The following is a 24,940-nucleotide window of genomic DNA, read 5'->3' as shown; positions in this document are numbered from 1 at the left end:
CCGGCACACACTTACCGCTTACCGTCTAGGTTGACCGCCGTATCCGGCACACGCTTACGGCTAACGTCCAGGTTGACTTCCATAGCCTGCACCCATTTACCGCTTACTGTCCAGGTTAACCGCCGCAGCCTGCACCAGCCGACCGGACCGGAAGCCGGTTGGAACCAACGACCCGACCGGCATGCTCTTCGCTTGGGAATACAGCCGGGGAACCCTTTTGCCAATGCCGCATACCAGTTCGTAATGAATCGTATCCGCCCATTCCGCCACCTCACCGGCAGACACGGCGCTGTCGCCTTGGCTACCGATCAACACCACTTCGTCGCCGATTTGAATATCGGGCAAATCGGTCGCATCCACCATCGTTTGATCCATGCAGATACGGCCGATAATCGGCGCCCGCCGGTTGCCGATCAGCACTTCTCCACGATTGGACAGCAGCCGGGGATAACCGTCTGCGTACCCGATCGGCAGCACGGCAACCAGTGTTTGCCGGCCGGCTGTAAAGGTGCAGCCATAGCTGACCGGATGCCCTTCCGGTATGCGCTTCAGTGCGGCAACGGACGTTTTCAACTGCAGCGCCGGTTGCAGCTCACTGCCTGGAGGGCAGCTCGGCTTTAACCCGGAACTGTGCCGCACTTCCCGGTTAGCGGCATTTTTCTGCCGCGTGTGGTCTCCGGCCGCCGCCATCTGATGCTGCAAATCGCCCGGCCACATACCGTATAAGCCGATGCCAACACGGACCATATCCAAATGATATTCCGGATATTGCAGCGTTGCTGCCGTGTTGCAAGCATGCTTCAGCGGAATATCGATCCCCGCCGCTTCCAGTCCGCGCAAGATCGAGCGGAACCTTTCATATTGCAGCCGCGTAAACGAAGCATCCGCATGATCGGCGGCGGCAAAATGGGTGAATATGCCTTCTACTTCGATACAACCGGAGCCAAGCGCTTCGCGAATCAATTCCTCTATTTCATCGCTGCCGCTTAAGCCAAGCCGTCCCAAACCCGTATCCACTTTGATATGAACGACGGTACGCCGTCCCAGCCGCCTGGCCGCGCCGATGACGGCAAGCAATACCTCGCGCGAGAACACGGTTACCGCCGCCCCGCAACGAACCGCCGTTTCCACTGACCGAGGGGGCGTATAGCCCAGAATGAGAATCGGCTGCTGAATCCCCGCATCCCTCAGCTGCACCGCCTCGTCCGCAAACGCAACTCCCAAATAACGGGCCCCTGCACGAATAGCCGCTTCCGCCGTCTGAACCGCCCCGTGACCGTAGGCGTCCGCTTTGACCACGGCCATCAGCCTGCACGAAGGAGCAAGCAGCGAATGGAACAACGCCGCATTATGCTCAATGGCCGGCAAATCAATTTCCGCCCAAGTATCCCTTAAGCTGTTCATCAATCCAATCACCTGTCAAATAAATTCGCGTTTGCCTCATTCGCTGATTCGCGGCAATTCGCCGTGCTCCCGAGGCAACGAGCGTCCCTATGCAAAAGAGTGTATCGCCTGTTCCGCCGGCAAGTAGTCATAACCCAGATCGCTTGCAACTGCGGGATTTGTGATAAAACCGGCTGCCGTATTTACGCCCTGAGCCAGCGACTCGTCTTCGCTAATGGCTTTGCCTGCGCCGAATCCGGCCAATTTCAAAGCGTAGGGCAGCGTCGACTGGCACAATGCAAGCGTTGCGGTCCTCGGCACGGAGCCGGGAATATTGGGCACCGCATAATGCTGCACATCGTGCCGCACATACACCGGATTGTCGTGAGACGTTACACGGTCGACCGTCTCCACGCTGCCTCCTTGGTCAATGGCCACGTCCACAATAACGGAGCCCGGCGCCATCGCACGGACCATATCCGTTGTCACCAGTTTGGGCGCTTTTGCACCAGGCACCAGTACGGCGCCGATGACAAGATCGGCAGCCGCAACCGCTTCGGCGATCACCGCTTCGCTTGAGAGCGCCGTCTGAATCGACACGCCGAAAATATCGTCCAAATACCGCAGGCGATTGGCATTGCTGTCGATCACGGTCACGTGCGCGCCGAGTCCGACCGCTATTTTCGCGGCATTGGCCCCTACGATGCCGCCTCCGATAATCGCAACCCGGCCGCGGTTCACACCGGGCACACCGCTCAGCAGCGTTCCCTTGCCGCCCTGGCTTTTCTCCAGAAAACGGGCGCCGAGCTGCACGGCCATACGTCCGGCGATTTCACTCATTGGCGCAAGCAGCGGATATCCGCCGCCGGCTTTCACCGTCTCGTAAGCGATGCCGATCACCTTGCGGTTCAGCAAGGCGTGGGCCAGCTCCGGTTCCGCAGCCAAATGTAAGTAGCAGAACAAGATCAGGTTTTCGCGGAAATACACATATTCCTCAGGCAGCGGCTCTTTTACCTTCATCACCATATCCGCTTGGGACCACACATCCTCCGCGTGTTCCTTTAGACGGGCTCCCGCTTCCGCATACTCCGTATCGGCAAAACCCGCCCCGGTTCCGGCTCCGCGCTGAATGGCCACCTCATGCCCTGCGGATACCAGCGCTTTGACGCCGCTAGGTGTCACCGCCACACGGTTTTCATTGTTTTTGATTTCCTTCGGCACGCCAATTTTCATCTGAATGTCCCCCTTAAACTGAAACCTTTAGATTCATTATAGGGGGAGCTGCAGGAGGCCACATTGTTTAATTCCAAGAAAATAATCCCGCGTATTTGTTTAAAACCACAAATCGCATCATGTTATGTGCCGTATCGCGTAATATTTAGTAACATCACAAGTGTTCCAACTTCAGCTCCAAGTAGACGGTCACTTTATGATCCATATTTTTAAGATCGATGTCTCCGATCTCGGAAATTCGTTTCAAGCGGTAATTCAGCGTATTCGGGTGAATCTGCAAAGCGTCTGCGGTATCCTTGATGTTGCTGTCCAGCTCCAGAAACGCTTTCAGCGTGTCCAGCAAGCAATTGTTATGCTCGCGGTCATAATTGCGAAGCTTTGCAATGACGCCGGTTTCGAACGGCGAACGCTGCTGCGTATGGATCAGCGGCAAATAACGGTAGTAACCCAAGCTGTGATAATCCCTTACAAGCCGCAGCTCCCGAGGAAACCGGCGCTTCAGCTCCAGCAGCTGCTGGGCCTCCTTATAACTTTGGGCAACCAAGGTGTAGCTATCGTAAGCCAGACCCGCTGCCCCTTCCAGAACCGTGCCGAAACGCTCCAGCATGTGACGTGTCACGTAGCCAATCAACGTGCTGCCGGACGAATCGCTCCGGCTGAAAGCGCTTGGCGACACAAGCAGGATGAACTGCCGCCCGTCTCGCACTTGGACGACAATCTGCGTGTTTTCCGCCGCTGACATCAAATATTGCATTTGCCGGATTACATTCAGCGCCATATCCGTGTCCGCTTGAAACAAGACGATTTGAAATCTTTCCGGAAGCTGCATGTGCAGCGAAGCGGCCTTGCCGCGGATCCACTCATCCGTCTGGCCTTGTCCGGTCAGCAGCTGCCAAAAAAAGTTGTGCCTGCCTTCGTCTTCTTTATGCTTGTGCATTTGCAGCTGAAGCATCAGCTGCTTGGCAATGCCTGCCGCTTTGACCAGCAGCGCCGTGCCTTTAGCGTCAAGCGGCCGTCCTTCCTCCAATACCCATATGTAACCGAGCACGTCGCCGTGGTGGCGAATGGATATGACCGTACGTTCCCCGAGTCCCATGTCGGCAATCGCCTTTACTTTCACCGGACTGTCGCTTTCCATCAACATCCGAAGCACGCCGCTTTTCCACAGCGCTCCCGTGACATGCTCGGGAACCTGCCTGCTTATAATCGTGGCCGTCCTCACAGGATCCGTTGTCGCATGGTGGGAACTGTAAGCGATCAACTGATGGTTGGCATTTTCGATCGTCACCGGACATTCCAGCGTTTCGCCTATCGCGTCCGCAAGCTCCATAAAATTTTCAAAAGGCCGATCCAGCCAATCTTTCTCTATCATCATCAAAGCTCCCTAGCTTATACCGAGTACAAAAATAGCTGAGTTCTAGTATAACGCTATTTTCCGGCCTCAACAATTGCGAAATTTTCCGGCAGACTCGGCTTTAAGCAAGCCGCCGCGCCTGCGCTGTCAGTCATTTTTTTTGTTTAATGGCATGGCTGGCCAGTTCCGCCTGCTGAACCTCCCGTTCGGTCGTATAAATGGCCGAATCGGCAATGAAGTTTCCTAGCGGTGCCGTACAATGGATAAAAGAGTCATCTGCTATTTATTTGTAAATCCGGAGGAATACTGCGATGGATCATGTTACCCGGCGGCCGGAGCCGCCTCCCAATCTGCTTATCATTACAGCCGATCAATGCCGTTATGACTGCCTCGGCGTGGCGGGGAAATACCCGGTCTACACACCGCATCTGGATCGGCTTGCTTCCGAAGGCATGCAGTTTACCCACGCCTACAGCCCGATACCGGTCTGCTGCCCTGCGCGGCAGGCGTTTATTCACGGAAAAAGGGCGGAGACGTTTGGCGCTTTGTGGAACTACAGCGGCGCGCTGCCGGTGTCCTCGCTGACGCCGGAGCAGTATGCCTGGCCGCGGGAGCTGGCAGATCAATACCAGTCCGGTTTTATCGGCAAATGGGGCGTCAGTCCGCAGCACGATCCGACTGCATACGGCTTCGATCGTTACATAGGGGAGCACGATTACGCCGAATTCCGGCAGACGACGGGAGTGCCTTTTCCGAAAAGCAACGGTTATTTCGGCGAAAAGGATCCGATCGCCGTTGAGCATTCCCGCACGCATTGGCTCGCCGATCAAACTTCGGCGATGATTCGCGGGTTTGAAGATGCGGGAAAACCTTGGCATGTTCAGGTTCATTTTCCCGAGCCGCATCTGCCCTGTCAGCCATCAAGCCCCTTTGCCGAGATGTACTCGCCGGAGGATATCCCCGAGTGGCATAACTTTCGCGAAACGTTCGCCGGAAAACCGTATATCCAAAACCAGCAGCTGTACAGTTGGGGCATTGAGGATTATGAATGGAAAGACTGGGCGCCTGTCGTCGCCCGGTATTATGCGGCTATCAGCCAATTGGACGATGCGGTGGGACGTATTTTGCAGACGCTGGAGTCCGTCTCTGCCGCAGAGCGTACATGGGTTGTGTTCACTGCAGACCACGGCGATATGTGCGGAGCGCACCGGATGATGGATAAGCATTACATTCTTTATGACGATGTGGTCAAAGTTCCGCTGATTGTGCGCGGTCCGGGCATCGAGCCGGACAGCGTCTGCGACCGTTTCGTCTGCAACATGCTGGATCTTCCGCCAACGCTGCTGGAATTGTCTGGACACCGGCCGGACATGAGCCGTTTTCACGGTTCGTCACTGCTCCCGCTGTTAAACGGACGGCAGCCCGAGGTTTGGCGAAACGAAGCGGTAGCCACCTATAACGGGCAGCAATTCGGTCTATACACCCAACGTATGATCCGCACGTTGGAATGGAAATATATATGGAATACGGCCGATACCGACGAATTGTACAATATGCAGGAAGATCCCGGCGAGCTGCACAATCTGATCCGTGACCCCGCTTGCCGCGAGATTATCGCCGATCTGCGGTCTCGATTATATGACGTTCTTGTCGCCGAAGGAGACAGCCTGGTGCAAAATGAATGGATGCGCCGCCAGCTGATGTTGGGCCGCAAGTTGTAACGAAGCGGAACCCGACGCAGAAATCAGTAAAAAATATCGATATCATACGATAACAAGAGATTGACAGCAAATATCGATTAATCAATAGTGAATTATTCATGTTATAACTTTATTTAAACATTGCATAAATATTTATTTTGTGTTATAATAAAATATTTATAGTTTACAAATAATATAAATCGATTTAAGATAAAACGTAGACCCCGGCCGGGCCATTCACCGTTTAAGGAGTGTGAACCTTTTTGCTTATCGCTCAAGGCATCGCCATGCTCTCTATCACCGCCCCTATTATGGGCCAGGCGAATACCATTCATCCGGTTCTGTTATGGGACGAACGGGATGTCGTATTGGTTGATACCGGATTTCCCGGTCAATGGGATCAGCTTCGCCAAGAAATATCGGCTTACGGAGTAGAGCCCGAACGGCTGAACCGCATCATCGTCACACACCAAGACATCGATCATATCGGCAATCTGCAAGTGATCGCCGAGAGCTCTTCCACAGTTGAAGTTTCGGCTCATGAGCTGGAAAAACCTTATATTCAAGGAGATCAAAGACTGCTTAAGTTTACCGATGAGGCTATTGCCAGCATCGACCGGATGCCGGAACAAGTGCCGGAATCGTTCCGCAAGGGACTTAAAGCGATTATGCTCAATCCGCCGCGGGCCAAGGTAGATCGCCTCGTTCAAGGCGAAGAACGTCTTCCCTGGTGCGGAGGCATTACGGTCATCGATACGCCCGGCCATACACCGGGGCATATCAGTCTTTATCACGAGCCTTCGCGCACGCTGATTGCCGGTGATGCTCTTGTCGTCCGCGACGGGAAGTTGTACGGGTCCGAACCCGGCACAACGCTGGACTTAACGGCCGCACAAACTTCGATCGCCAAGTTATGCGGCCGCGAGATGGAAACGGTCGTATGTTATCATGGCGGTTTGTTCAGAGACCATGTCATGGACCGGCTTGCCGAGCTGGCTGCCGTGAAAGCGCAGTGAGGTAATCTGCCATATGTGCATATAAGCTAGAAATTAAAGAAGGCGATAGAGCTCCTTTGCGGGCTCAATTGCCTTCTTTTGAATGGTGAGTTCATCCGATGTATGAATTTACTTGCGCGGATTTACGGCGTTTGAGCCAAGTATTCTTGCGGTACGCCGCTGTTGAGCAGACGGAACATTTTAGAGCCGGTCTCGGCGGTTCGCGCAACCAGCGAAATCGTGCGCCGCAGCCCGCATTCCTTGATTAAAGCGGACTTCAGGCCAAGCCGTTTCGCTTGTTTGCGGAACAGTTCCGGCAGCACCGTGATGTCGTTGCCAACCGTAATCATGCCAAGCAAATAATCGTAGCTGTCTACTTCCAGCTTGACGGCGGGTTTGTAGCCGTATTTTCCCGCCGCTTCGGTGACCCTTTCGCGAATATTGCAAAAACCCGTAAATACAAACGATTCTTCCGCCAGCTCCGCAATGCTCAACTCCTCACATCCGCTGAAACGGTGCCCCTCAGGGAATATAGCGACAAAATGCTCCGTAAACAGCTCTCTGCTCCAAAGCCTGCCCGCCGCCGGTTCATCAATCAGCGCTGCGTCAAAAGCGCCGTTCAGCACGCCTTCCAACAGCTCGCCCGACGTTGGGCGAACGCTGACGGCCAGCGGGTACCGGGCGTCGTGCAGCTCCCGCAGCTTGCCGGGGAGCACATGGGCCGCCACACTTGGCAAGCTGCCGAGAATATAATTCGGACGTTCCGCAAATTCGCGCATTTCCGTTTTGATCGATTCAATCTCCGCTACAACCGGCGCAATTCTTTGCAAAAAACGCATCCCGGCTTCCGTCAGCTCAACCCCTGACGCGCCCCGCCGGAACAACTCCACGCCAAACGCCTCCTCCAGGCTGCGGATATGTTTGCTTACCGCCGGCTGCGTCAAATTCAGCTTTACCGCGGCTTTGGATAAGCTTTTCCACTTTACCGCTTCGGTAAAGCTGCGATACCAATCCACCTGCATGCGATCCGCTCCCCCCATAACGATATGTTATACCCATCATGCAAAAGGGAAGTTCTGCACTCCCGTTCGCCGCGTTATAATGACTTTACTTTATTTCACATCATAACACATAACGCCGCAGCAATGACGGCGGAAAAGGAGTGGTTGGCATGTCGAATTCAAACAGCCGGTGGATCGGGCTGGCCTGCAGCATCTTCTCGGGAATCGCTTTTGGAGCGCAGTTTCCCGTGGCCGCCCATACGCTTAAAAGCGTATCGCCCATGTATTTTGTAGGGATTCGTTATTTGCTGGCAGCGCTGGTTTTTGTGCCGCTGCTGGCGCTCACGGAAGGAAAAGACGCCTTTCGGCTGGAGGGCAAAGGATGGCTGGTCTGGCTGTACGGTACTTTGGCTTTTACCGGATACAACGGGCTCGTATTTGCTGGGCAGCGGCTCGCCGGACCGTCCGGGCCAATTCTTTCTTCGGTGATGATGGGGTTTATGCCGCTGATTACGGCTCTCATTTTGCTGATTTGGAAAGGAATCCGGCTGTCGCCGCTGACACTTCTGTTTATCGTCATCGGATTGACGGGCGTATTCCTCGTTGCGACAAAAGGCGATGTCAAAACCATCGCTCCCGGAGGCGCCGCGTTGTGGGCCGTTCTGCTCATGCTTGCATCCGTCGTATGCTGGGCGATCTATACGATCGGAGCGTCGATGTTCCCTTCCTGGTCGCCGCTCCGGTATACCGCGCTGACTTGTATGTTGGGCACGGTTAGCAATATCGCCCTGACCGCGGCAGGCACTCCAATGGGCTGGTTCGTTATGCCGGCATGGCACGATCTGACCGCTAACATATGGCATTTCTTGTACATGGCTTTAATTGCCGGAGTGGCTGCAGTGCTGTCTTGGAACATCGCCTGCAAAAAAATGTCCCCCGTCGACGCGTCGCTGGTCTTGAATAACATCGTGCCTGTCGTGTCGGCATTAATCACCGCCCTGATCGGCTACAGCATCGGTATGCCGGAGCTGTACGGCATCGCCTTAACGCTGATTGCGATGATCGCCAACAATGTCGCGGGCCGGTATGGCAAAAAAAGCGTGACCGCCGCGGACGGCAAAAGCGGTTTGGCGAAACAAGCCGGAGGAATCGGTAAAAATACCTGATCCCGCCGGCTCCGCCCCGGCATCATTCGCCTTATTGCAGCACACGGCAGATGAAATTGCAGCTGCAGCGTATTTCAGCCGCCGGCTCTTTTACTTTAAGCCGTGTGCGATACACGGTGAGCGGATTGGCATGATGATCGCGAGTCTCGGTCGATTCTTGAGCAAGCTCAAACACACCTGCGTCGTAACGCATCTCGACTTCCCCTTTAAGTCCCCGCCATGTGGCGGACCCGGTTCCGATCAGCGGCTGATGCAGACTAATAAACGTCTCCTCCACCTCCATTCCGGTTTGCGCAAAAGAGAAAGTATCCGTCAGCAGCAGCTCTGCTCCGCCCCCTGCTTCATCGCACCTCCATGCAAAAGTGCGGATAAGCGAGCGCAGCGAGGCTTCGTCGGGATACGCTGCGGTAAGTTCCAAGCCAAACAACAGCGTATCTCCTTCGCGCCGATACTCCAATATTTGAGCCTCATGGGAGCGGCCGGCCACCTGCGTATGTCCGCCGATGAGCGGTACGGAGTGACCTTGGGAGCCGTTATGGATATATCCGTAGCGGCCTTCTCTGAAGTAATCCCGCGTGTACTCGCCGGCGCCGAGATCCGTTAACAGCGTTTCACCCGCAACATGCAGCAAAAAATGACCCAGATCGTTATGGTTATGCGGTTCCTCGTTATGCCCGCCTTTGGCGGCAAAACCGAACAAACGGCCGCCGGCCCGTTTTTTGTCAACAAGCCAAGATGTATCGGGAAAATAAAATTCGCCTTCAGCCAGCTCGCCGCCGAACAGCGAAGGATCGGTCCACAGCACATTACGTGTCGTATGCGGGAACCTGTAACAGTGATCGACATGCAGCTCCGCCTCTGCGCTCATAGCCGGCAGCGGTTGTCCGGTGCGCTGATGGACTCTGCTGAGCAGCCCCGGATTCATGATGTACGACGGCTCGCTGTCGGAGAAATTGACGAAAGTCCCGCCCGTCAGCGATACGGCCGCCGGAAAAGCGGAGATGCGTTTGATCTTCTCCCCCTCCAGCAGATTAATCCGGCCTTCCGTATAAGCGAAAAGCATTTCTGCAAAATAAACGAAATAACCGAACCCGTAATTCCAGTAGCCGACCCCTTCGGCGCAGCAGCCGTCGGCACCGTAGCCCTCCAGAAAACTTCCCATCGCCCGCACGGCGCGGTCGATCATGCCCGCCAGACGTTCCCCGTCCTCTACCAGCAGCATCGCCGCCATGCCAACCGCACCGCCGCACACGGACGCCCAGTTGTGGGTGGCCGACTCCCAGTGGAACGTAACAGGCGTGCTGAACAGCGGCTGGAAAATACGCTTTTCGATCTCGCTGCGCACCCGGAAGCCGATCCACGGATTGATGCGTTCGCCGAGCAAATACAGCGTTTCCGCCAGCGCATGAGCCGTCTCCGCGGCAAACAGATCGACGACCTGTTCGGGAGCGACCCGCGATGTCCGTGCACCCTCCAGCGTGTGAGGAACATGTGCCGGCAGCGCCCACGTATATTCATCGCAAATCGACCATATTGTATTTTGCAGCGTCTCCAGGTCCTCCTGCTGCGGGTGGAACCACGCTTCCAACGTCAGCGCAAGCAGTCGCTTTCTTCTCTCGAAATACGGACCTTCAAACGGCTTCCTCGATCCATCGGAAGCAAACAAATGGAACAATGAAAAAGGCAGCTCCGGTAGCGGCTCAAGCTTAGCCCTTTCGGCTTCCGCCTTGACCTGCTCCAGCAATTTCGCCAGATGCGGCGCGCTTCTCAGCCGCTCCGGCAGCCCTTCCGCCAGTTCTACTCCCAACAGCCGCTTGCGGTTTGCAGTTGGATGAACTCCTGCCACTGCGCTATGAATCCGGTTGAAGCTTATCATATGAAGCTGCCTCCCCATGATAAAAGGCCGCTGTATCCGCACGCGGACAAAGCCAGCCTTTTTCCGTAAAATTAGCTTGAATCCGCACCGGTTGCCGCAACCATCGCCCGAATATCAAGACCTACTTGCATCATACTGAAAATCCAAAATCTAGTAAACTTCTATTTCCACATTTCCATTTCCGCAGAGCAAAGTCCGGTACCGGATGCCGCCGCTCAAGCGCCGACTGCTTCTCCCCGCTTCGCATATCGGAGCAGGTGGACGCAACCGCTGTATACCGGCAAAGGGACATAGGGACGCAAGAGCACAGCGGCTACAACTTAAAGGTGCTGACCAATTCATTCAGCTGCTCGGACATTTTATTTAAGGAATGGGTGGCGTGCGCAATCTCATCCATGGAGGCAAGCTGCTCCTCGGAAGCGCCGGCCACGGTCTGAATGCCGTTTGCGGAGCTGCGGGCAATGCGGGAAATTTCCGAAATGGCGGCAGCAACTTCCTCCGTTCCGGCAGACATCTGCTGAGAAGCTGCGGACACTTCCTGCATCTGCTCTGACACCATTTGAATCGTCCGCACGATATGGCCAAACAATTGTCCCGCTTCATCTACAAAAGCAACGCTTTTCTCCACTTCCCCAATACCTGAGGCCATCGAATCGGAAGCCTGGCGAGAAGCTGTCTGCATCTGTTCGATCAGTGCGGCAATTTGCACGGCCTGCTCGCCCGATTGCTCGGCCAGCTTGCGAACCTCCGCGGCGACAACCGCGAATCCTCTACCGTGCTCGCCGGCGCGGGCCGCTTCGATGGAAGCATTCAGCGCAAGCAGGTTCGTCTGCATGGATATACCCTTAATCAGCTCGGCCAGCTGCTCAATCGATTCCGAACGTACGTTGACTTCATCGATTGCCTCCGCCACTTTGCGAATCGAACCGTTCATCACTTCCATTTGCGAGACGGCTGTCTGCACGGACTCATTGCCATGCTCCGCTTGCTTCGCAAGTCCATGCGACGCTTCGAAAACGTAGGAGGTCGATTCCGCGATTTTTTGAATGCCTGCCGCCATTTCTTCCATCGCCCGTGCGCTTTCCTCGGCAACCTGAACCTGATTTTCCGCACCGCTGGCCAGTTGCTGAATCGTTTGCGTGACTTCTAAAGTTGCCGTTTTCGTTTGGTCTGCGCTAGCCGACAACTGCTTGGACGAAACGACGACATGCTCCGCCGACAACTCAACTTGGCTGACGATTTCCCGAAGCTTGGCAATCATCGTTCTTATGGCGTTTTGCAGCTTTCCGACCTCATCTTTCACCTTCGCCTGCGGCACTTCCGCACGCAGGTCCCCTTCCGATACTTGCACAGCGGCGGAGGCAACCTTGACGATCGAACCTGCCAGCCGGCTCGTAACAAGCCAGATCGCCGCGATAAAAACAACAATAAACGGCATGCCAAAACCGATCACCTTCGTCCGGAAATGGGTTGCCGCCTCATCATAAGATTTGGCCGGAATACCGATATAAAAAATCCCGATCACATCCCCTTTTCCGCCGGTGATCGGATCGTAAATCGCATAATATTTAGTTCCCAAAACATCGGCAATGCCTTGGAACGTCTGTCCTTGCGTCAATGCGACCTGCTTTACCTGATCGGACACCTGAGTGCCGACAGCCCGACTTCCTTCTTTCATCACATTGGTCGATACGCGGGTATCTCCCTGAAACAACGTAACCGTGGCGTCCTTGCCAAGCAGCTTCGCCAGCTTATCCACAAAAGCAAAAGAATCGTTCAGCTGCTGCGCGCCCTTGTACAGCTTGCCGTCTTTTACGTTCCATTCTCCCGGCATGTCTTCGTTCAGCAATTGTTTGCCGACAGACATGCTGGTCTCGAGCTGCTTTTGCACAAGAAGACCCACTTCGTTCTCCATGTTGATCGTCGCATACAGCCCCATAGACACGATGCTGGCAATCAGCAGCAGATTAAACAAGATCATCATTTTCCAGCGGATGCTGAGATTCATATTTTCTCCCCCTATATATGTAGTCCTCAGCTTATTATAGCGCCAAATCATACCAACCGACAGGAGGGCCGCAAAACGGCAGGGCAATCAGTTAAATGCGGTTCTCCTTGAGCCATCCGATCATATTGCTGCACCATTCAATATAACTGCGCTCGAAGCCGATGCCCATCTCGATAACCGCCACCGTTGAGAAAAAAGGATGATCGCTGCTCAAAGGCTCATATTGCTCGCGGAACGCGGCCACCTTCTCCTTATAACCGTTCAAACGTTCCTCATGTTCACGACGCCTCGTCTCCAAAATAGAAATAAGAACATCCGGCTCCACCAGCCACGAGCTGTATTGCTTCAGCAAAAACTCGTCCCAGGCTTCCGGTTCGCTTGGTTCCGTGACCCAAGCTTTCAGGCAGGCAAGCCCTTCATCCGTAATGGCATACACCTTTTTGGTTGGCCGGTACGATTCTTTCTCATGTGATTGAAGCCGGATCAATCCATCGGCTTCCAGCTTGGAAAGCGACGGATACAGCTGGTTGTTGTTCATTTTATAGAAAAAGCTGATTCTGCCGTCCACCTGCTGCTTCATGTCGTATCCGCTTAACGGCTCGCGGGCCAATAAACTAAGTAGTACATACTGAGTGGAATTCATCATTACTCCTCCATTAAAAAAAATAAGTTATTTTTAACATATGATATTATTGACATATAACCATGTTTAGTATAAGTTAATATTAACCTATTGAAAAATCAAAAACAACTTATCTTAAAGGAGCGATTCATCATGCAGCTCGTATTTAAGGATCAAACATTTTCATTCGAATTATTGCGTACTGCCAGCTACGCCACATACGGTGGAGCCGATCTGGGCGAATGCTTTTCCACCGCCTACCGGATCAAGGAAGGCGATTTCGAAAGCTGGTACGCGGAGTGGACGGCGACGGCACGGCGCATTCACGCGCTTGCAGACTCGGCGCTCGCCTCGGGTCAGCGGGTTAGCGCGCGTGAAGCTTATATGCGCGCCTCCAATTACTACCGCACGGCGGAATTTTTTCTCCACGGCGATCGCAAAGATCCGCGGATTTTGGAAACGTGGGAAGCGAGCCGCCATACGTTCAGAGAAGCCGGGAAGCTGATGGATACGCCGATCGAGCTCATCGACATTCCTTACGAAGGCACACATCTGACCGGATATTTCTATAAAGTGGACAATTCAGGCATGCCCCGCCCGACGCTCATTATCCACGGAGGTTACGATTCGACAGGCGAGGAATTGTATTTGGGAGGAGCAGCCGCCGCACTGCAGCGCGGATATAACTGCCTGACGTTCGAAGGCCCGGGCCAAGGATCGGCCATTCGGCTGCAGGGTTTGCCGTTCCGGCACGATTGGGAGCATGTCGTCACGCCGGTCGTCGATTATGCGCTGACCCGCCCGGATATCGATCCGCAGCAAATTGCGCTGATGGGCATCAGCTTTGGCGGTTATCTGGCTCCACGCGCGGCGGCATTCGAGCATCGGCTTGCGGCATGTATTGCCAACGACGGTCTGTATACGTTCCGGTTCAGCGAAATGGGGCGGCCTTTTATGCAGGGCAAAGAACATGCGGATTTATCGGCGGTAATTGGTCATGTGATGAAGCAGCATACCGGCGTGCGCTGGGCTGTGGAAAATGGCATGTTTACATTTGGGGCGGAAAGTATCGAAGAATTAGTGGACAAAACCGAACCTTGCTCGCTGGAAGGCATTGCGCAGCGGATCGTTTGCCCTACGCTTGTATGCGAAGCCGAAGACGATCACTTTTTTGCCGGACAGCCCGCAAAGCTTTACGAGGCACTGCAGTGTCCGAAAACGTTCATGAGGTTTACCGCGGAGGAAGGCGCGGAGGAGCATTGTCACTTTGGCGCGCTGCAGTTGTTCAACCATCGCATGTTTGAGTGGCTGGACCGGGCGCTGGGTGTACGTTAATCGGTGTGGTCTCACATGATGAAGGTTATCCTGAATTAACGTTCTTTCAGAGAGTTGATGAGTGGGCGGATACACCTAATTCACTTTAACGGACCTCGGAGATTATCGATTCAATGTGCATATCCCAACATAGAATCAGTCAAGCCCCTCTAACGGACGGGAACGCTGCAATTCAAACAAAATCAGAGGTTTGCCAAATGTAATGGACACCGATGACCTTATTTAGCCTAGCACCGCGGTTTCTCTGACTTTTTGGGCCAATAAGGTCGGCCCTGTCCGTTAAAAATGATAACCTCGACTTTTTAGCCAAATAAGCGCGTCCCTGACCGTTAGCCTTGGACCACGGCAGTTTAGTCCGATACAGCAAACCGGTTAGCGGTGAATTCAAAACGCGGACGACACACCTATCCGAATATTTCATTATGCTTGATTCCGAGACATGAATAATGACCTAGAGCGCACTTAGAATGGGTGTAAAACACGCAGCGGCAGCCCCGGACGCGGATAAAGTCCCGGACTGCCGTCATAACAGAGCGGCCGTTCACCGGCCCGCCTACTTCAACCCATAATTATTATCCTTGCTCCATTTGTTCTCTTCCATCTTTTTCTTCACGCCTTCAACCATCATCTTCTTCAAATCGCCGACGTATTTCTCCAGCGGAGTCGAGCCTTCCAAATACAGCTGGCCGAGCTTCTGGTTGTTTTCGGTGACGTTTTTGTCGACTTCGCCGGCATAAATGTTGAGCTGCATCGTTTCTCCGACGAATTGGAAGCCCTGCAGCTTATCCGGCAGGGCGGCATTCGAGATGACCGGCGTCCGGTACAGCTTTTCGCCGAGCAGGCCTTGCACTTTGGGTGAAGTCGTGTAGGCGAGAAAATCAACCGCCGCGCTCATTTTCTCCGGCGCGATCGTCTTTGGAATTGCCATGTTGCCGGCAGGCACACCACCGATTTCCATCAGCTTGCCTACGGCGTCGGGATGGTTCTCCTTGGTCAAATACGGCAGCGGAAACGCGGCCATCTCGAATTTGCGCGCGCTCGATTCGTAGAGCACCTTGCTTTGCGCGCCGGTCCGCATCACCATCGCCGCTTTGCCGCGCAGGAACAGATCGCCGGCCGAATCGAAATCGAGGCCGTTAAAACCTTTGGGCCAATATTTGCTCCATTCCTTCAAAATCGGAAATACATCTTTATAAGGCGACTTCTCGATGTCGATGACACCCTGATCGACCCCGCGGGCATATTCGTTGATTTCGATAACGCCGTTTTTGTTCGTATCCAGCTTGTCGTAGGAACCGGCGATCAGCTCTTCGGTCAAAATCCGCGTCGACCAGCTGTAGTTGTAATCTCCCGGCTTGGAATTCGGAAAAGCAAACGGCACAACGCCGATGTTTTTCAGCTTTTCCTGAGCGGCCATAAATTCGTTCCACGTTTTCGGAATACTCGAAATCCCCGCCTGCGTAAACAAATCCTTGTTGTACAACACGCGAACAGAGTTGACATAACTGGGAACGCTGGCATACGTCTGATCGTCGCCGATCAGCTGCTTTAATACCGGCTTGGGAAATATGTCCTCCCACGTCTTGCCGTCGGTGTAATCGTTTTTTTGCTTATAATACGAGGTAAGGTCAACCAGCAGCCCTTTCTTTAAATCTTCCTGGTCCCAAATATAACGGGTCGTAAAAATATCCGGCGCCGTGCCGCCGATCAGCTGTGTTGTCACCCATGTCCGATGCTGCTCGACGCCGGGGAAATTTTGCAGCTGCAAATTGATTTTTACGCCCGGGTGGCTTTCCGTGTACGATTTGACGATGCTTTCCCATGCTTGTTTTTCCGTCTCGTCCCCGTTGTTCTCCTGCATGACCATCACGTTCAGCTCAACAGGTTTGCCCGCCTTCGCTTCTGTCCCGCCTTTGCCGTCCGCCGCCGCATCGGGCCCTGAAGACGGGCTGCATCCGGCAAGCGCCAGCGCTCCCATACCCGCAAGCACCAGCAGCGCGGCCGGTTTCATTATGTTTTTCATCATAGACCTCCCCACAAGTTTCCTTAAGCAAACAACCCGCTCAACCTTTGACTGCTCCGGCGGTAATGCCGGAAATAAACGATCTTGTCGCCAGCGTAAACAGCAGCAGCAATGGCAGCGAAGCGATGACGTATCCGGCAAACTGCATGCCCTGCACTTGATCCAGCGGACCTCTGACATTAGACAACGCCAATATGATCGGCCTCACCTTATCTCCCGACGTGATGACAAGCGGCCAAATGTAATTGTTCCAGCCCAGCAGCGCATTGATAATCGCTACGGTAGAGATGATCGGAACGGACAGCGGCACGACAATGCGGGTTAATATCGTCAAATCGCCCGCTCCCTCCATTTCCGCCGACTCCATCAGACTGGAAGACAACCCTTCAAAAAACGTGCGAACGAGCATCGTGGCCATCGCCGACGCGCCGGCCATCGGGCCGAATATTTGCGCCCAATATGTGTTGATCAGGCCAAGCTGCTTAAACAAAATAAACTGCGGGATGAGCAGCAGAAAACCCGGCACCATCAGCAGCATGATGATCACGTAATACAGCACCGTTTTGCCGAAGAAAGAATACCTCGCAAACGCATAGGCCGCCAGCAGCGAGTTGATCAGCACACAGACAATAATCCCGGCTGTAATCAGAACGGAATTGTAGATGAAAGGCCATATTTGTTTGAATGCGGCGGCGTAATTGCCGATGTGCAGCGGGAATGACGGAACCCAGAACTGGTGAATGATCTGATCCTCGTATTTCAAGGAGGTAATGAGCAGCAAATAAAACGGCAGCAGCGTCAGTCCGAGCAATAAAGTTAATCCGGCGACGTTCAGACAGCCCGCATACGATATTTTGCGCAAACCGTATCCCTCCTTTTCCTCAGTCGATTTTATCGGCCGAAGCGATCAGTTTATTCATAACGGCGGTGAAGGCGACAAGCACGATAAACACAACGACCCCAATCGCCGAAGCGTAACCCAGCTCATTGTATTCGAAGCCTTTTTTGTACAAATACAGCGCCGGGGTCAACGTGGAGAAGCCAGGTCCGCCGTTGGTCAGTACAAGCACATTCTCGAAGCTTTGAAACTGATTGATAAATGCCAGAATGACGACAATACGTATTTGTCCTTTGAGCATCGGCAGCTCAATATATCTCAGGCGCTGCCAGACGTTCATGCCCTCCAGCCGGCCGACCTCGAACATCTCCTGCCCAATGCCTCCAAGCCCGGCCAAATAGATCAAAAAGTAAATACCGGACACCCACGGAAACCCGACAAAGACGATCGACCACAATGCGGTGCCGCTATCGCCCAGCCACGATCCGGTCCACGACTCCAAACCAACCGCCGTCAGCAAATTGTTCAGCAGCCCTTCCCCCCGGTAAATCCACCTCCACATCAAATAAATAATGATATGAGGCACGACCATCGGCACCAGAAACAACGCTTTGTAGATGTTTTGCGTTTTTTTGTGGGACATATGGTATACGGCCACTGCGGCAAGCAGCGGAAAAATGAGCTGGATCAGCACAAAGCTGCCTGTGAATAAGCCGATATTTTTAAACGACGCGTAAAACGTCGGGTCGCTGAACAATTTGGCAAAATTGCCGAGGCCGATAAATTTGTTGATGTTCGCGCCGTTCCACTCATAAAACGATTTCAGCAGCGCGGTGAAAAAAGGGACATACTTAAACAGCCCCATCGACAGCAAAATCGGCACCAGAAACAAATACGCTTTCACATGCCGCTTCCATTTCCGCCTGATCCGCGTAACGCCGGGCTCGGCATCCGCCGGCAGCCGAATCTCCTGATTCATCGCCGCTTTGCTCCCTTCACTGTGAATGCGGGCCTCAAGAGCCGGGACTACTCCCGGCCCCGCTTCAAACCGTCTCCCTGTATTTGCCCGGCGGACAGCCGACCTGGCGGTGAAACAGCCTGCTGAAAAACGCCGGGTCATCGTAGCCGACTTTACCGGCGATAACGATCACCTTCTCGTCCGTTTCGGCCAGCAGATGCTTCGCCCTTTCGATCCGGATTTTGTGCACCATATCAAACACGGTCATGCCGGTCGCTTCTTTAAACACCCGGTTCAGCTGGCGTGCGCTGATGCCAAACAAATCGCAAATGGCCGGAATGGACAGCTTTTTGTCAAAATACCTTTCCAGGTAACCGCATATCCGCTGGATCAGCAGCTGCTTGGCATGAACGCGGCTTGTTTCCTTCACGTTCTGGAAGTCGCACGTCCGGTAGAAGCGGGACAATAAAATAAGCAGCTCCATCATTTGCAGCCGCAGCAGCGTTTCGTAACCCGTGTTGCGGTTCTCCAGCTCGGCAATCATATGCTCCAGCATATACAACGCGCGGTCGGCATCAGCCCCCCGCAAATTGAGACGGCTGTGGAACCGTTCTTTTTTATTAAGAAACGGATGAACGTAGTAGAAATCCATTGAATGCGAAACGCCCAAATCGGTAAGCCACGATTCCTGGATCAGATCGGGCATAAACAGGCAGTTGATAATTTCGAGTTTTTTGCCGGGCTTGATTTTATACGTGTGCACCTCGCCGGGGTTGATAATAAACACATCGCCGGCACGGATGTCGTTTACAGCCCCCTCAAACACATGTTGCGCTTCCCCGCGCACAACATACACAAGCTCGACAAAGTCGTGTCCGTGCAGCTTGGGAACGTCGTGATGATTGTGGAAAAAACGTTTAATGTAGAAAGGGAATTTTTCCTTCATGTATTGGCTGCTGTTCAGCTGTCTTTCCAAAAAAAGCTCGACCTCCTCCCTCGGCAGGGTAGCAGATGGATCCGTTTATTTCACTTGCATTCACTCCGCATCGAATCCGCTTGGCGCGGTGCTATCGGAATAACCCTTATGCAGCGCAGACGCTAGTGTTTGGCGACACTTTAACCGGTACCTCCGTCTGCGTAGCTAGCGAATATGACAAATGTTCCAACGTGCGCGATCCCAACCGCGTGTTTCGGCTCTGCGTGGCGGTCGGCTGAACCCCACTTACGCGTTATACCCGCTTATCGTCGGCACATCAACCGGCGCTCCCCCGGACAACTGGGAGGCAATCGCCGCTTCAATCACTTCCTGCGCCGCCAGCGCGTCCATGCCGGATGCGTCGATGTGTTCGGGGGCGACGTTTTGCTTGATTTGCGCGATAAAACGCTCAATACGGTTGCGGAACGTATCGTCAAAACCTTGCATGCCGTTAAAAATCGGGTTGCGCACAACCAGCGTTTCCAAAGAATCGTGCGGATAATAAGCGATGCTTTCGTACACATTGTCGATCACAAGCCGCCCTGACGTGCCCGCCGCTTCGCACCATTCGATCGGATGTTTCATCGACATGTCGTAGCTGCCGGTCAAGTGGCCGACAGCGCCGCTGGCAAACTGCATGTTGACGCTGGCCGTTGACCACGTATTGCGCCCCGGCGCTTTGGTCATAAACGACTGTACCCGGCGGATGTCGCCGAACAAGTAACGCATTACGTCAATTGAATGGGGGTGCAGAGCGCGCATATGAAACCATTCTGTCGCATCGGCCGGATTGCGTATCGTCAGCCTCATGTTCAAAAACAGCGCTTCGCCGAGTTTCCCTTGCCCGATCAGCTCCTTGGCTTTCTCCGCCGCCGGAGTAAACCGGTGGTTTAGGTTGCAAGCCAGCCGGACGCCTTTCTCGCGCGCCGCACGCACCATCTCCCGCGCTTCTTCGACCCGGTTGGAAATCGGCTTCTCCACCAGCACGTCCTTGCCGGCTTCGATTGCGATCATCGCCGGCCCATAGTGGTGGCTGCCCTTTTCTTCGCCGCCGGTAGCGACGCACACCATGTCGATGTCCTCGCGGTCCAGCAGTTCTCTTAAGTCGGTATAAGCTTTTGCGGAAAAGGCGGCCGCCGCCTCGCGGACGCGATCCTCCATCAGATCGCACACGGCGACAAGCTCCGTGTCCGGGTGCTGCGCATAAAATTTGCAATGTGTTTTGCCGATATTGTTAACGCCTACGACGGCAATACGGATCATTGATCATTCTCCCTTCTTGGGAACGCTTACTTTTATGTTATCATATTATTACTTTCTCTTCCTTATCACATTGCCGATCATGCCAAATTCATGGTCTATTCGGCCTTAAATTCCATCATTCTGGCGGAAAACTTATGCCGCTAGGCGCATATTCATGGTCTATGCGGCCTTGGGTTTCATTTGGGTTTTTGTTCTCATAAAAAGCGCCCCCTTTCCAAGGAGCGCCTGATAACTGTTGTGCACGTTCTGTTTCTTCATTCCTCCGCTGCGCAGGCCGCAACCTCCGCCGCTTCCGCTGCTTCGTTCGTGGCTGTTGCAGCTTTAGCCGCGGCCCTACCCGCTTCAACCGGGACCGGATCTTACTCTTCGGTTTCCCCGGCTGCTGCCGCTTCCGCTTCGGCCGCCGCTTTTGCTTCTTTCGCCTGCAGCGCGCGAGCGGCAAACACATTGCCGATATACAGCGCGTCGTACGCCTGCTCCGAAGAAGCAAATGCGCCGCCACCTTTGCCATGCCAATCCAGATTGGTGTAGATCGGATTCGTCCGGCCGGTTTCTTGCTCTCTTCTTTGGATATACGCTTCCATTCTGGCGGTCAGCAGCTCGACGAGTTCCGGCTCCTGCTCGGCCACGTTGCGGTTTTCCTCGGGATCTTCGATCAGGTTATACAGCTCAACCGACGGCTTGTTGTGAAAATCCGGCTCCAGCGAACGGATCAGCTTCCAATGCGGGGTACGCCAGCCATGCTTGCGCATCCATGTGCATTCCGTAATATAAAATTCGCTGATCCGCGGCTGCGGCTGGCCTGCCATTAACGGCACAAGGCTGCGGCCGGACAAGTCTTCCGGCTGTTCAAAGCCGAGAATATCCAGAATGGTCGGCATGATGTCGCTGATCACGGTTGTGTCGGACACCCTCTTGCCCGCAGGCACGACACCCGGCATTTTGAAGATCAGCGGAACGACAAGCGTGCAGTCGTACAAACCGTGATGGTCAAAATAACAGTCATGCTCGTACAGCGTTTCGCCGTGGTCGGCGGTGATGACAATCAGCGTATTGTCATCCAGGCCAAGCCCGGAAACGGCGGTCAGCAAGTTCTGGATACATGCATCCATATAAGCCACAGCCCCGTCGTATTGCGCACTGACGTACTGCTCGTCGGTAACGCCTGCGGGAATCCACGATTTCAGGAAATCCGCAAACGGCTTGAAGTTGTACACCGGCTCCATCGATGCATTGGACGGGTCTTTTTCATTCCCGCCGTAAAAGATACGCTCGTAAGGCTGCGGCGGCAAATACGGAGAATGCGGGTCCATATGGCGCAAGAACAGGAAAAACGGCTTGTCATCGGCTGCCAGACGCTGCAGCTCGGGAATGGTCACTTCGTTTAAATTTTCTGCTTTCGGACATTTGCCTTCTTCGTTTGGCAGCCACGCTTCATAATCCAAGTAAGTTTGGAACCCACGCGAGGAAGGATTTCCCGTAAAACCAACGCAAGTTGTGTTGTAGCCGTTGTCGGCGAGCAGCTCCGGCAGCGTCTTCACATGGTCGCCCATCGGGCCTTGATGGCGCAATGCGACAACGTCGGTGCCAAAGCAATCCGTCCCCGTCAGCATGCTGGCGTAAGCGGGAGTCGTCGGGATGCTGGGGCTGAAATGCTGCTCGAACAATACGCCTTCGGCGGCGAAGCGGTCCATATGCGGCGTAGTCAGCTTACCGTAGCCGTAGGAGCTCATCCGGTCGCGGCGCAAGCTGTCGATGCCTAATACAATCAGGTTTTTTTTAGTTGCGGACATGAGAGACAGTTTCTCCTTTCGATATTTACAATTTATTTTCAAGTCGAAATAGACGATGCTTATGCGCCTGCCTCTGCCGGGCGCCTTATCTGGCGCCGAGCTGCTTCAGGCAGGCGTTCAAATAACCGTACGTCTCGGCGGCGATAATGGATACCTGAGCAAGCGAATGCTCCGGCTTCGCGCCGATCACTTCCAGCACAACCGGTCCGTCGTAGCCGTTGTCGGTCATCGCCTTGCAGTAGCCGAACAGATCGATGTCGCCGCGTCCGCAAGCCTGCAGCTCAATCGGTCCCGGACCTTGCTCGCGGCCTTTGCAGTCGCGGATGTGGATATGCTTCACGCGGGAGATGACCGCCGGCAGCGCTTCCTCCGGATTTTCGCCGGCGCGGTAAATATGGCTCGGATCCATATCGATGCCAAAAGCCGGCGAAGCGACCTCCGACATCGCCCGCAGCGTTGTTGGCGTATCATGCACCGCGTTGCCGATATGCGCCTTCACGCATAAGGTAACTCCGTAGGAGGCCGCCGCTTCGGACATTTTTTGCAGCATGGCGATGGACGTTTGAACGTCTTCCTCCACGCCGGTTTTCCCGCCCGGTCCGATATTAACGATCGGAATGCCGATTTCGGCAGCTGCGGCAAATGCGGCCAGCAGACGCTCTTCGTCTTTGACGCTGCCAAATTCCATGGAAAGGAAAGATAAGCCGTTTTGCTGGGCAATCGCTTTCAATTCCGCCGCCTGCTCCTTCCATTTGGTAAGATCCAAATGCTCGCACATCCCTTGAATCGCCGAAATTTCGATGCCATCGTAACCGCAAAGGGCAATTTGCCGGGCGGCCGTGGCAAAATCGAATTCTTTGAACAATACGGAATTGACGCCAAGTTTAATCATATATACTGCACTCTCCTTTTAATCGCTTATCTTATATTGAAGCGTCGGCTCCCCAGGCAGACTATGCATTCCGTGCATACAGAGGGTAAAAGGGAAGTCCGCATGAATTCCGCAATTTCCGGCGGCAGCCGGCGGTTCTTCGCAACTGCCGCCGTATTATCCATATTTACTTGCCGCGCGCGGTCGTCTGGATCGGATGCCGCAGCTTACATGACGAGCGGATCGCCGTGGAACGCAGGCAACGCCTGAGGACGGACGACAATGCCGCCTTGCTCGTAGGACTCCATCGCCGCGAAGGTGTATTCCAGCACGGCCAGTGCGTCCCGGCCCGAAGCGCGAATATGCTCGCGTGGCACGCCGTTGGTAATATCCTCAAGAAATGCATGCAAACGGTTGTTAAACGTCGTATTAAAATCGGTCACACCCGATTCGGTCACTTCCGGAGCCGGATGCGCCCCGATGGTCGGGATGCTTTTGCCGGCCCGCCAATACGATACTTTCTCTACGCAGTTTTCGATGCAGAACGTACCCTTGGTTCCGCCAACTTCCATGCTCCACCAGCCGCCTAATCCGTATGGCGCATCACCGCGCTGGCTGATCAAATATCCGGCCGCGCCGCTGGCGAACTTAACGTGGATGCTGTTGATCGATACCGTTACATCACCGGCACTTTTACGGAAACCCGCCTGATTGGAAAATGTTTGGATGTGCGTAATATCGCCGCAGAAATGCCGCATCACGCTGAACGGATGTGTTAAAAACGCTTTCATATGGAAGTAAGGACGGTCTTTATCTTTCATCGTCTTCGGTGGGGAATATACCTCTTCGCCGCCGTTAAAGCCCATTTTGTGCAAACAGTAAACGACCTCGCCGATATCGCCGGAGTTCATGTATTGCTTGGCTCTTTCGGCCGGTGCGCTGAAATAATGATTTAAGTTGCAGCCCAGGTAGACATTTTTCTCTGCGGCAAAACGCACCAGCTCCCGGCCTTCGCGAATATCGCTGGACAGTGGCTTCTCCACCAGCACATGTTTGCCTGCGGCGATCGCTTGCATCGCCGGCTCGAAGTGCCAGCTGCCGTTTTCGATGCCTCCGGTTGTAACGTCGACAATTTGCAGATCCGGTTCGTTCTCCAGCATGTCCTTGAGGCTGTAGTAAGCGCGTACCCCGTACGTTTCCGCCGCCTTGTCCGCTTTCTCCTTCACCACGTCGCATACGCCGACCACTTCAGCCAGCGGATCCTTTGCGTAGCAAGCGGCATGCCGCATGCCAATTCCATTCATCCCGACAATCCCGATTTTCAGCGCCATTTTCGCGTTCCCTTATGCCGGCTCCAGTCCGGGCAGGAACTGCACCACCTTTCTTTTTTGCCTTTCCACTACTTTATCTTAAAATGAACAAGTCATCCGGTCATTGCCGATTGCGACATGTTGCTGGCTGATTCCGTCCGTATTTTGGAAAAAATGAAAAAGCCTCCGGGCCCACTTAAAAGGTGGTTCCGGAAGCTTCTATCGGTTGACTAAC

19 protein-coding genes are annotated in these 24,940 nt (G+C 54.1%); 4 read left to right on the top strand and 15 right to left on the bottom strand.

The window, feature by feature from the left end:
* Positions 1–96 precede the first annotated feature (96 nt).
* The 3 genes from alr to EYB31_RS11025 all read right to left on the bottom strand — a co-directional run bounded on the left by alr (position 97) and on the right by EYB31_RS11025 (position 3,991).
* Positions 97–1,404: an alanine racemase gene (gene alr / locus EYB31_RS11035; protein ID WP_131013381.1), complete on the bottom strand. Its 1,308-nt coding sequence runs from the start codon at positions 1,402–1,404 to the stop codon at positions 97–99.
* Positions 1,405–1,491: 87 nt separating this feature from the next.
* Complete coding sequence (gene ald, locus EYB31_RS11030) at positions 1,492–2,616, bottom strand: alanine dehydrogenase (protein WP_131013380.1); 1,125 nt, start codon at positions 2,614–2,616, stop codon at positions 1,492–1,494.
* Positions 2,617–2,770: 154 nt separating this feature from the next.
* Positions 2,771–3,991, bottom strand: coding sequence for a PucR family transcriptional regulator (locus tag EYB31_RS11025; protein ID WP_131013379.1), 1,221 nt, complete (start codon positions 3,989–3,991; stop codon positions 2,771–2,773).
* A 290-nt stretch (positions 3,992–4,281) separates the two neighbouring features.
* Here EYB31_RS11025 and EYB31_RS11020 point away from each other — a divergent pair, with 290 nt between their 5' ends.
* Both EYB31_RS11020 and EYB31_RS11015 read left to right on the top strand, forming a co-directional pair.
* Positions 4,282–5,691, top strand: coding sequence for a sulfatase family protein (locus tag EYB31_RS11020; protein WP_131013378.1), 1,410 nt, complete (start codon positions 4,282–4,284; stop codon positions 5,689–5,691).
* A gap of 242 nt (positions 5,692–5,933) precedes the next feature.
* Positions 5,934–6,686, top strand: a complete 753-nt coding sequence (locus tag EYB31_RS11015; RefSeq protein ID WP_338119927.1) for an MBL fold metallo-hydrolase — start codon at positions 5,934–5,936, stop codon at positions 6,684–6,686.
* A 122-nt stretch (positions 6,687–6,808) separates the two neighbouring features.
* Here the strand turns inward: EYB31_RS11015 and EYB31_RS11010 are convergent, their stop codons facing one another.
* Positions 6,809–7,687, bottom strand: a complete 879-nt coding sequence (locus tag EYB31_RS11010) for a LysR family transcriptional regulator (RefSeq protein ID WP_165452340.1) — start codon at positions 7,685–7,687, stop codon at positions 6,809–6,811.
* 149 nt (positions 7,688–7,836) lie between these two features.
* Between EYB31_RS11010 and EYB31_RS11005 the strand changes: the two genes are divergently transcribed.
* Positions 7,837–8,832 carry a DMT family transporter gene (locus EYB31_RS11005; RefSeq protein ID WP_131013376.1) on the top strand — a complete coding sequence of 332 codons (996 nt, stop codon included), beginning with the start codon at positions 7,837–7,839 and terminating at the stop codon, positions 8,830–8,832.
* Positions 8,833–8,863: 31 nt separating this feature from the next.
* On the opposite strand, the gene EYB31_RS11000 is transcribed toward EYB31_RS11005, so the two are convergent.
* From EYB31_RS11000 to EYB31_RS10990, 3 genes are all read right to left on the bottom strand, one after another.
* Positions 8,864–10,708 carry a heparinase II/III family protein gene (locus EYB31_RS11000; RefSeq protein WP_165452339.1) on the bottom strand — a complete coding sequence of 615 codons (1,845 nt, stop codon included), beginning with the start codon at positions 10,706–10,708 and terminating at the stop codon, positions 8,864–8,866.
* 313 nt (positions 10,709–11,021) lie between these two features.
* A complete protein-coding gene (locus EYB31_RS10995; RefSeq protein WP_165452338.1) occupies positions 11,022–12,716 on the bottom strand; it encodes a methyl-accepting chemotaxis protein in 1,695 nt (564 codons plus the stop codon).
* A gap of 91 nt (positions 12,717–12,807) precedes the next feature.
* Positions 12,808–13,362, bottom strand: a complete 555-nt coding sequence (locus EYB31_RS10990) for a PadR family transcriptional regulator (protein ID WP_240762305.1) — start codon at positions 13,360–13,362, stop codon at positions 12,808–12,810.
* A gap of 129 nt (positions 13,363–13,491) precedes the next feature.
* Between EYB31_RS10990 and EYB31_RS10985 the strand changes: the two genes are divergently transcribed.
* The gene (locus tag EYB31_RS10985; protein ID WP_131013373.1) at positions 13,492–14,673 is read left to right on the top strand and encodes an alpha/beta hydrolase family protein; all 1,182 of its coding nucleotides are present in this window, start codon (positions 13,492–13,494) and stop codon (positions 14,671–14,673) included.
* A 553-nt stretch (positions 14,674–15,226) separates the two neighbouring features.
* Here the strand turns inward: EYB31_RS10985 and EYB31_RS10980 are convergent.
* From EYB31_RS10980 to EYB31_RS10945, 8 genes are all read right to left on the bottom strand, one after another.
* Complete coding sequence (locus EYB31_RS10980; protein WP_165452337.1) at positions 15,227–16,699, bottom strand: ABC transporter substrate-binding protein; 1,473 nt, start codon at positions 16,697–16,699, stop codon at positions 15,227–15,229.
* Between the two features lie 37 nt (positions 16,700–16,736).
* A complete protein-coding gene (locus tag EYB31_RS10975) occupies positions 16,737–17,558 on the bottom strand; it encodes a carbohydrate ABC transporter permease (protein ID WP_165452336.1) in 822 nt (273 codons plus the stop codon).
* A 19-nt stretch (positions 17,559–17,577) separates the two neighbouring features.
* Positions 17,578–18,513 (bottom strand): carbohydrate ABC transporter permease, encoded by a 936-nt coding sequence (locus tag EYB31_RS10970; RefSeq protein WP_165452335.1) that lies wholly within the window; start codon positions 18,511–18,513, stop codon positions 17,578–17,580.
* 64 nt (positions 18,514–18,577) lie between these two features.
* Entirely contained in the window at positions 18,578–19,468 is an 891-nt protein-coding gene (locus EYB31_RS10965; protein ID WP_131013369.1) for an AraC family transcriptional regulator, read from the bottom strand.
* Between the two features lie 246 nt (positions 19,469–19,714).
* Positions 19,715–20,731, bottom strand: a complete 1,017-nt coding sequence (locus tag EYB31_RS10960) for a Gfo/Idh/MocA family protein (protein WP_131013368.1) — start codon at positions 20,729–20,731, stop codon at positions 19,715–19,717.
* 359 nt (positions 20,732–21,090) lie between these two features.
* Positions 21,091–22,524: a sulfatase family protein gene (locus EYB31_RS10955; protein WP_131013367.1), complete on the bottom strand. Its 1,434-nt coding sequence runs from the start codon at positions 22,522–22,524 to the stop codon at positions 21,091–21,093.
* A gap of 85 nt (positions 22,525–22,609) precedes the next feature.
* On the bottom strand, positions 22,610–23,416 hold the full coding sequence (locus EYB31_RS10950; RefSeq protein WP_131013366.1) for a sugar phosphate isomerase/epimerase family protein: 807 nt from the start codon (positions 23,414–23,416) through the stop codon (positions 22,610–22,612).
* Between the two features lie 206 nt (positions 23,417–23,622).
* Positions 23,623–24,726 carry a Gfo/Idh/MocA family protein gene (locus EYB31_RS10945; protein WP_131013365.1) on the bottom strand — a complete coding sequence of 368 codons (1,104 nt, stop codon included), beginning with the start codon at positions 24,724–24,726 and terminating at the stop codon, positions 23,623–23,625.
* Positions 24,727–24,940 lie beyond the last annotated feature (214 nt).

It is taken from the genome of Paenibacillus thalictri (assembly GCF_004307995.1).
Lineage (GTDB): Bacteria > Bacillota > Bacilli > Paenibacillales > NBRC-103111 > Paenibacillus_AF > Paenibacillus_AF thalictri.
This window is presented reverse-complemented; position numbering and strand designations above follow the sequence as displayed.